Below are 7,495 nucleotides of genomic sequence, written 5' to 3'. Positions count from 1 at the left end.
TCATTAGTTGAACCAATCGGGCTTTTAGGGACAGTTGATCTCCCACTTAGCTGTCTCATTTCTTTTGCCATCTTGAAAGTGGGAGTCTTACTGTCCCTTAATGCGGGATAAAATATTTTTCCTTGAAAATCGGACTTAGTTCACTCCATACATCAAACATGTTCCCATCTAGATCCTCAAAAACAAAATTCTTCCCAGCATGTCCCCTGCTTTCGATTTCTCCGACTCTCATGCCTTGTTGAAGATATGTTGACCTTAAACTTTTAAGCCGATCTTCTCCATCCACTTCAAAGGTAATTGTAAAATGCCTGTCTCCTTTCATATCTATAAAATTAGAGGACTCCCCTTGTTTTGCATGCACTAGAAAAAAACTTTGATTAGCCATGTTCAATATCGCTTTTTCACTGTCCTTATAATTGACAATTGCTCCCAAGTTCTCTTCGTACCAGTTGCAGGCTTTTTCGACATTACTGACAGGTATATACGTCGTTCCAACTCTCCATTCTCTGCCCCTCCCAATGGATAAATTGTATCAATTTTCATTATATTTTAACAAGAAGGATTTTAACAGAATAAGGAAGAATTAATACCTATAAAAGAATATTAGGAGGGAAAACCTTGTCTCACTTTATATCACGTATAGCAACTATTGAGCTTCCTGTCAGTAATTTAGAGAAATCTATCGACTTTTACATGAGCGTTGTTGGTGTGCATTTAGAATTTAAAGGAGAAAAAGCGGCCATGCTTTCGTTTGGACAACGAGGAGTGCCTACTATTTACTTGGTTGAAACAAAAGAACCGACCTCTGTATCCTTCTTTAATACGTATTCAGGTGTGACACATAGTGTAATTGATTTTTACACCCCCACCCTAAAGGACTTTTACCATTGGCTAAAAAAAAATCAGGTCGAAGTGGGATCGTTCAACGTGAACGAAGAGGGATTGGGAGGCTTCGGTTTCAAGGATCCGGATGGTAATTTACTAAGTGTCTGTAATATTGAGCAGAAAGGCCAGTAATGGGCTCTCAAGCGCAGGAGCTAGACGATGAAAAAAACTATCTTTCATAGTTTGTAGAAGAAACAGCAAACAGGAAGGGAGTTTATGATGGAACAATCAATGAAACTAAATTGATCCATGACGTAAAGGAGGAAAGAAAAATATTAAACGTTATACTTAAGAAAATGATGATAGCAGTAGTAAGCGCATTAATCTTATGTCTGATTTTAAGTTTTATAGGTTATACTCCGAAAAGTGAGCAAGAACTTAATTCTTCTTATATGACGTTTATGGGCGCTTATACTCTATATTTCATACTTGCTGCACCTATGTTTTTGACTGTGGGATTATTGTTTTCTATAGTAGCAGAAAGAAAGATTAAGAATAAATTATTTTTGTTATTAAGCTATGCTATTAGTGGAGGAATTGCTGGTTTGCTTTATTACTTTCTAATTGTAGCTATACAAGCAAGTTCTAGCATACTGGATGAGGGAATTATTTTATTCCTAGTTGTCGGAGTATTTTCAGCACTTTTATTTTTTATGGTTCAACTAATTTTGGAGGCATTTTTCATAAAAGTTAAATATAACTTACTCAAAGAAAACTAACTGTATAAAAAATAGCACGTTGGAAGATACCAACGTGCTTTAATGTATGGACGGTTTATCCATTTCAATATTTTTATAGATATAGTCTCTAATAGGTTCTATAGTAAATTCCATTTCATTTATTTGTAGACTGTCTTTAATATATGCTAGCTTGTTCCGCTCCGTTGCATAGGACTGAATGTGCAAAATGCTGTCTATATGAAGACTTCCTTCGGTTGTGATTTCCTGTTCCTGCTCCTTCAGAAATCCATCCTGCACTAACTCTTTTTGTACTTCCTGTAACCGTTCTTTTACTCCTTGGTGCAGTGCAGACGTGAGCTCTTCCTCATTTTTATCCTTTTTCTCTAAAAAGTTATAAACATAATATACTAGAAGGACTTGTTCCTTTTCTGTCAGTTTCTCCATATCTCTTCCCCATTCCTCTTTTTGTTCTTTATTCCTCCTATCCCTCTTCCTTAAACATAGGAGTTGTGTACGCCACTTGAACCAATCGTGTTTCCTAGTAGCCATATATGTCGATTAATAAACTCCGTAAGCATAGAGCCTATAAAGTGAAACTTTGATTGGTGGGGATTTTCTTTCATCCCCCACCAATCATTAGTTGAACCAATCGGGCTTTTAGGGACAGTTGATCTCCCACTTAGCTGTCTCGTTTCTTTTGCCATCTTGAAGTGGGAGTCTTACTGTCCCTTAATGCGGGATAAAAAAAGACTTGGATTTCTCCAAGCCCTTCCACTCTATTCAGACAATACACGCTTTATATCTTCTTCCAGACTCTCTGGCTTTTCTGTAGGTCCAAAGCGACGGACAACATTGCCGTTCTTATCAATTAAAAACTTCGTAAAGTTCCATTTGATACTATTAGACAAGACTCCCTTGGTATTACTAGTTAGATAGTCAAACAATGGATGTGCTTCTTTTCCGTTAATTTTCACGATTTCATGCATTGGGAATGTAACACCATAGCTCATCCGACATGCCTGCTCAGCTTCTTCTGCATTGCTAAGTTCTTGCTTAAACTGGTTAGAAGGAAAACCTAGCACGACCAACCCGTTTTCTTGATACTTTTTAAAAAGATCTTCAAGTCCGTCAAACTGATCACTAAGCCCACATTTAGTGGCAGTATTCACAATCAGCATTGCCTTACCCTTATACTCACTCAAATCATATTCCGTGCCATCCGACTTTTTTACCTTAACCTCATAAATACTCATTCTATCACCCCTCTACATTAGTCAAGAAAGCATTTAACTCTTTTAGTTGGGACATCAGCAACACCGAATCCAGCCCTAGAAAGTTACAGCTTGTTATTTTTTGAAGAACAGATTCTGCGATTGGTTGTTCCGCTCTTTTTGCCTTTTCTGTTAAAGAAATTAGAAAAGCCCGTTTATCCTTTTCAGACTGCCTCTTGTTCACCCATCCTCTTTCCATTAACCGGTTAATAATCGGATTAAGTGTACCTATGCCAAGTTCGAGACGCTCTCCTAACTCTTTCACTAACAAATCATCTTTTTCCCATAAAGCTAATAACACTAAATATTGTGGAAAGGTCAGCTGATAGGGCTCTAATGTTTTTGCGTATAGCTTCGCAAAATTACTAGATGCCTTGTAAACCTCGAAGCATAGTTGGTGCTCTAATTTAACCGATTTACTCATACAAACTCTTCCCTCCGCAAATACATCGCACACGATGTATATGGATATAATACCATATAATTGAATATTGTAAATTAATCAGCCTTCACGAAAGTGCCATTGCTCCTTATGCTCCTATAAATAATACACACTGGCTAATCGCTAAAAAGAAAGCAGGATTTTTAATAGGCGAGTCTTCTTCTATCTCTAGGTGAACCATAAATTCCTCTGCTACATCTGCTTTCCACCTAGCAATTTCCTTATCTTTATAAATAAATCGAGACCAACTGCTCTCCATTTCTTTATCAATCACTATTTGAAAATCTTTTCCGGTAATCAGAAGGTCTGAAACTAGCTCCTTCCATTTATCATAAGAAATCATATAGTCTTCCATTGTTTGGATGTCTCTCGCTATATAGTAAACTCTCCCTTTACGAGATATTTTTTTACATACAAATAGTAGTTGATCATTCAAATCATAGACGCGATAATCCAAAAAATATCTGTAATCCATTGTACGATCTATTATTTTTTTTAGTTTATTTGAATAGTAGCGTTGAAACCTAAACACTTCATTCCCCTCTTCGTCATAAACAGATGTGCGTGGGGTTAACTCTATTGATAATGGCTGTGTATAAAAAAAAGACTTCATCTTCTTGCTCCTTTGTTTGTACTTCTCTTATCATAGCGGAAAAAAGGAGGAAATTCCTCTCTAATAGACGTATATTTATTAATGCTATACTTGAATGAACTTAATTACATTTTTATCCAAATAAAAGGAGGGGTAACGGGTGGCAAAAAAACGATCCTCCCAGTCATGGGCTATTGTTTTGTTTTCTATTGGCGTATTTATGGCTGCACTTGATAACGGCATTATTAGTGCGGCTCTTACAACGATCAACGATTCATTTGAAGTATCACCAAATTGGGGTGCTTGGGGAGTAACACTTTATACGCTCGGTCTGGCTATTAGTGTTCCAATCATCGGTAAGCTTTCTGACCGATACGGACGAAAGAAATTATTTATTATTGAGATTGCCATCTTTGGCCTTGGATCTTTACTTGTAGCATTGAGTCCAAATTTCACCTTTTACCTAATCGCAAGGTTTATACAAGCGCTTGGTGGGGGAGGTATTTTTATCATTGGCAGCTCCCATGTCCTTAGTACACTACCTCCAGAAAAACAAGGAAAGGCTCTTGGGATGCTAGGCGGTATGAATGGAATCGCAGCTGTGTTAGGGCCGAACATCGGAAGTATCTTACTAGACTTAACTGGAAGCTGGCACTTTTTATTTCTCATAAACGTTCCCATCGCAATCACCTTAATCATTTTAGGATTTTTAAAGCTAGAAGAAACTGCAGATCCTACACCAGGGAAGCTAGACTTACTAGGAACCATTCTTTTATCCTTCGCTATTCTTGGTATTATGTATGGGTTAACCAACATTGAAGGTGTTCAATTCTTAGAGAGCCTACTACAACCTAATGTATACGGGTTTATAGTTGGCGGTATTGCAATATTTATTCTTTTATTAATATATGAGGGAAGAATTGAAAAACGTGGTGGAGACCCTATTCTTCCTATCCTCTTACTAAAACAGCCCACTTTTTTACTTACCTTGCTTATCGGTGCTTTCTCTGGGGCATTGCTAGCAGGTATGATTTTCGTACCTGCATTTTCTGAACAAGTACTAGGCATCGCACAAGAAAATGCAGGATATTGGATGACACCATTAGCACTAGCAGCTGGTGTCGGGGCTGCTGCTGGAGGCATACTCGTAGACAAAAAAGGTCCAATATTAGCCGTATTCATGTCTGGATTGATTTCTGCAATTGGCTTTCTTTTATTCCCAACCTGGATTGAAGTAAAATGGCAATTTGTTGTTTCTTCCAGTATTGCTGGTTTAGGAATGGGAATTATCTTAGGTGCCCCATTAAATATTTTAGCAACAGAAAAACTATTGACTGATAAGGGGACTGCACTGGCAACCCTCTCGCTGACTAGACAAATCGGAATGACAATTGCCCCTACTATTTATGCAGGATTTATCGCACGTGGATTTAACGAGCTACCTACCCTTTTTAAAAACGATTTTACTGGTATTTTACAAAACAACATACAAAATTCCGGCATTAGCCAAGAAGGTTTGAAAGAATTAGAGAATATTACTACTAGTATTTCAGCGGAAGGAAATGATTTTTCTCAGGAAGCAATGTCAGAGGTAATAAGTCAAATTCAAGATCCCGGGTTGAAGCAAGCTATTTTAGACAGTCTCCAACAAGTTACAGTTACTGCTGCTCAGAATGGATATGGCGGACTATTCTACTCCGCAGTAGGAATTGCTTTGCTTGTCTTAATCGCAACATTCATTCTCATACCTATTCGAAGAAAAAGCCTTCAAAACTAGATGAAAAAAGCCTTGAGATGGTTATGTCTCAAGGCTTTTCTTTGGCAAGTATAAGGTGTACACGATTCCGCTGAAGATGAATAGTATACCCGCTACCTGTAACAAGGTAGGATGAAAGTCTAACAAAAAAACATCTAGCAATATGGCTACCACCGGATCTACAAACACCAAGGCGGAAATAACCGCAGTTGATAGCTTTCTGATGCTGTCAAAGAACAGATAATAGACAAAACCTGTATGTATAAGTCCTGTACCTAATATATACAGCCAATTAGACGTTGTTAGTCCTTGGAAAACGTCAAACTGTATAAAAGGCAAGAGAATAATTATTCCAACTATCGTCTGTATAAAAGTAGTAGCATAAGCACTCAGTGTATTAATTCCTTTTCCAAGCAGCATAGTCATGGCATAACAAAACGCAGAAAGTAATGCCCATAAAAATCCCGAATTCAAAAAGTCCGTCATTGATTCTAAGCTTTTTAACCCGACGATCAAGACACTACCTACAAAACAGACGAGAACAGCAAGGAGTGAAGAAGTAGTCATTCGCTCCTTCAAAAAGAACGTTCCTAAAATCAGCACGAAAATTGGAGCTAGGTTATAGATAGTAATGGCTACAGTAATAGATGTCACTTCAAATGCTTTGAAAAGAAATACCCAGTTAAGAACAAGAAATATACCACAGATCATCGTTTGCAAAATTTCCCGTTTCTCCCAAACTTCTACCTTGTATTGTCTAGTTAACAGCCAGAGTATACCAAGAAAAAGTGTCGCACAAATACATCGAACAAATACCAGCTCTGCAGCAGGGATTCCTGTCTTCGTTGTAAAAAGACCAATAGACCCAAAGATAGCCATTGATAAAATCAGCTTTCCCATTGCTCCTATATCCACGGTGAATCCCCCTTACTATCCACTAACTCTTCTCTGTCCTCTGATTTGCTGCATGAGGAATAAGAACACACCTACTAAAACTATTAGTCCTCCCGCCATTTGAGAAGCTACTATCCTCTCTCCAAGAATAATAGCCGCTAAAATGGTCGCTCCCACAGGCTCTCCAAGAATGCTCATAGAGATTGTGGTGGCATTCACATAATTTAAGAGCCAATTGTTTATTAAATGAGAAATAGTTGGTACCACCGCAAGCAATAAGAATATTCCCCATTCCTTTGAGTCATAGCCAACCAAAGGTACAGAAGTAGCAATATTATAAAAAATTAAAGCAATGGATGCGAAGCCAAAAACACAAAAGCTATAAATCCAATGGGATACCTTCTTTACCGCACTCTGACCTATCAATAAATAGCCGACCACAGCGATAACACTTAAAAAGGATAGGATATCGCCTAAGATGGCATTTTTACTTAGACCAAAGTCTCCCCACCCTACCATCATCGCTCCTAAGACTGCTATGCCCATTGTCAATAAGGCTTGTCTAGTGGTACGTTCTTTAAATAACAGCACCCCACCTATTAAAGCAACAATAGGCTGTAAGGCTAAAATAATCGTAGAGCTTGCAACAGTGGTAAGCTTTAGTGATCCGAACCAAAGGGCAAAATGTAGAGCTAAAAACATACCCGAAAAAAACAATAGCCCCCACTCACGCTTACTAATCTTTTTAAACTCAGCTCTCTTGAGCCAAACTACCGGAACAAGCAATAAGCTAGCAAGAATCATTCGATACATACTTAAAATAGTAGCTGGCGCATTAGACCATTTTACAAAAATAGCAGCAAAGGAAATGGCAACGATGGATATTACTAATGGAATGATGATAGACTTAGAGGTATTTTCTTGATTCACGTGCTGTTGCTCCGTTCTTATTTATTTCTATTTCGGAATTATAAC

General features: G+C 37.9%; 11 protein-coding genes. 3 read left to right on the top strand and 8 right to left on the bottom strand.

The annotated features are described in order from the left end of the window. Positions 1-97: 97 nt before the first annotated feature. Complete coding sequence (locus AC1VU3_RS14865) at positions 98-520, bottom strand: VOC family protein (RefSeq protein WP_482983896.1); 423 nt, start codon at positions 518-520, stop codon at positions 98-100. Between the two features lie 98 nt (positions 521-618). Here AC1VU3_RS14865 and AC1VU3_RS14860 point away from each other — a divergent pair, with 98 nt between their 5' ends. Both AC1VU3_RS14860 and AC1VU3_RS14855 read left to right on the top strand, forming a co-directional pair. Continuing rightward, on the top strand, positions 619-1,017 hold the full coding sequence (locus AC1VU3_RS14860; protein ID WP_480390341.1) for a VOC family protein: 399 nt from the start codon (positions 619-621) through the stop codon (positions 1,015-1,017). A gap of 164 nt (positions 1,018-1,181) precedes the next feature. Then, a complete protein-coding gene (locus AC1VU3_RS14855) occupies positions 1,182-1,604 on the top strand; it encodes a hypothetical protein (protein WP_482983892.1) in 423 nt (140 codons plus the stop codon). A 39-nt stretch (positions 1,605-1,643) separates the two neighbouring features. On the opposite strand, the gene AC1VU3_RS14850 is transcribed toward AC1VU3_RS14855, so the two are convergent. The 5 genes from AC1VU3_RS14850 to AC1VU3_RS14830 all read right to left on the bottom strand — a co-directional run bounded on the left by AC1VU3_RS14850 (position 1,644) and on the right by AC1VU3_RS14830 (position 3,891). Beyond that, positions 1,644-2,009, bottom strand: a complete 366-nt coding sequence (locus tag AC1VU3_RS14850) for a hypothetical protein (protein ID WP_482983891.1) — start codon at positions 2,007-2,009, stop codon at positions 1,644-1,646. 50 nt (positions 2,010-2,059) lie between these two features. Further along, positions 2,060-2,269, bottom strand: coding sequence for a hypothetical protein (locus AC1VU3_RS14845; protein WP_482983890.1), 210 nt, complete (start codon positions 2,267-2,269; stop codon positions 2,060-2,062). A gap of 72 nt (positions 2,270-2,341) precedes the next feature. Continuing rightward, complete coding sequence (locus AC1VU3_RS14840) at positions 2,342-2,818, bottom strand: glutathione peroxidase (protein ID WP_482983889.1); 477 nt, start codon at positions 2,816-2,818, stop codon at positions 2,342-2,344. A 4-nt stretch (positions 2,819-2,822) separates the two neighbouring features. Then, positions 2,823-3,260 carry a MarR family winged helix-turn-helix transcriptional regulator gene (locus tag AC1VU3_RS14835; protein ID WP_482983888.1) on the bottom strand — a complete coding sequence of 146 codons (438 nt, stop codon included), beginning with the start codon at positions 3,258-3,260 and terminating at the stop codon, positions 2,823-2,825. Positions 3,261-3,366: 106 nt separating this feature from the next. After that, positions 3,367-3,891 carry a tubby C-terminal domain-like protein gene (locus AC1VU3_RS14830; protein WP_480390346.1) on the bottom strand — a complete coding sequence of 175 codons (525 nt, stop codon included), beginning with the start codon at positions 3,889-3,891 and terminating at the stop codon, positions 3,367-3,369. Between the two features lie 199 nt (positions 3,892-4,090). On the opposite strand from AC1VU3_RS14830, the gene AC1VU3_RS14825 reads away from it, so the two are divergent. Continuing rightward, complete coding sequence (locus AC1VU3_RS14825; protein ID WP_482983895.1) at positions 4,091-5,647, top strand: MFS transporter; 1,557 nt, start codon at positions 4,091-4,093, stop codon at positions 5,645-5,647. 21 nt (positions 5,648-5,668) lie between these two features. Here the strand turns inward: AC1VU3_RS14825 and AC1VU3_RS14820 are convergent, their stop codons facing one another. After that, positions 5,669-6,526, bottom strand: a complete 858-nt coding sequence (locus AC1VU3_RS14820; RefSeq protein ID WP_482983894.1) for a DMT family transporter — start codon at positions 6,524-6,526, stop codon at positions 5,669-5,671. 30 nt (positions 6,527-6,556) lie between these two features. Further along, entirely contained in the window at positions 6,557-7,450 is an 894-nt protein-coding gene (locus AC1VU3_RS14815) for a DMT family transporter (RefSeq protein WP_482983887.1), read from the bottom strand. Positions 7,451-7,495 lie beyond the last annotated feature (45 nt).

This window comes from Psychrobacillus sp. Z16_25 (assembly GCF_056856695.1).
The sequence above is the reverse complement of the archived record's forward strand: the minus strand, read 5'-3'. Positions and strand labels throughout refer to the sequence as shown.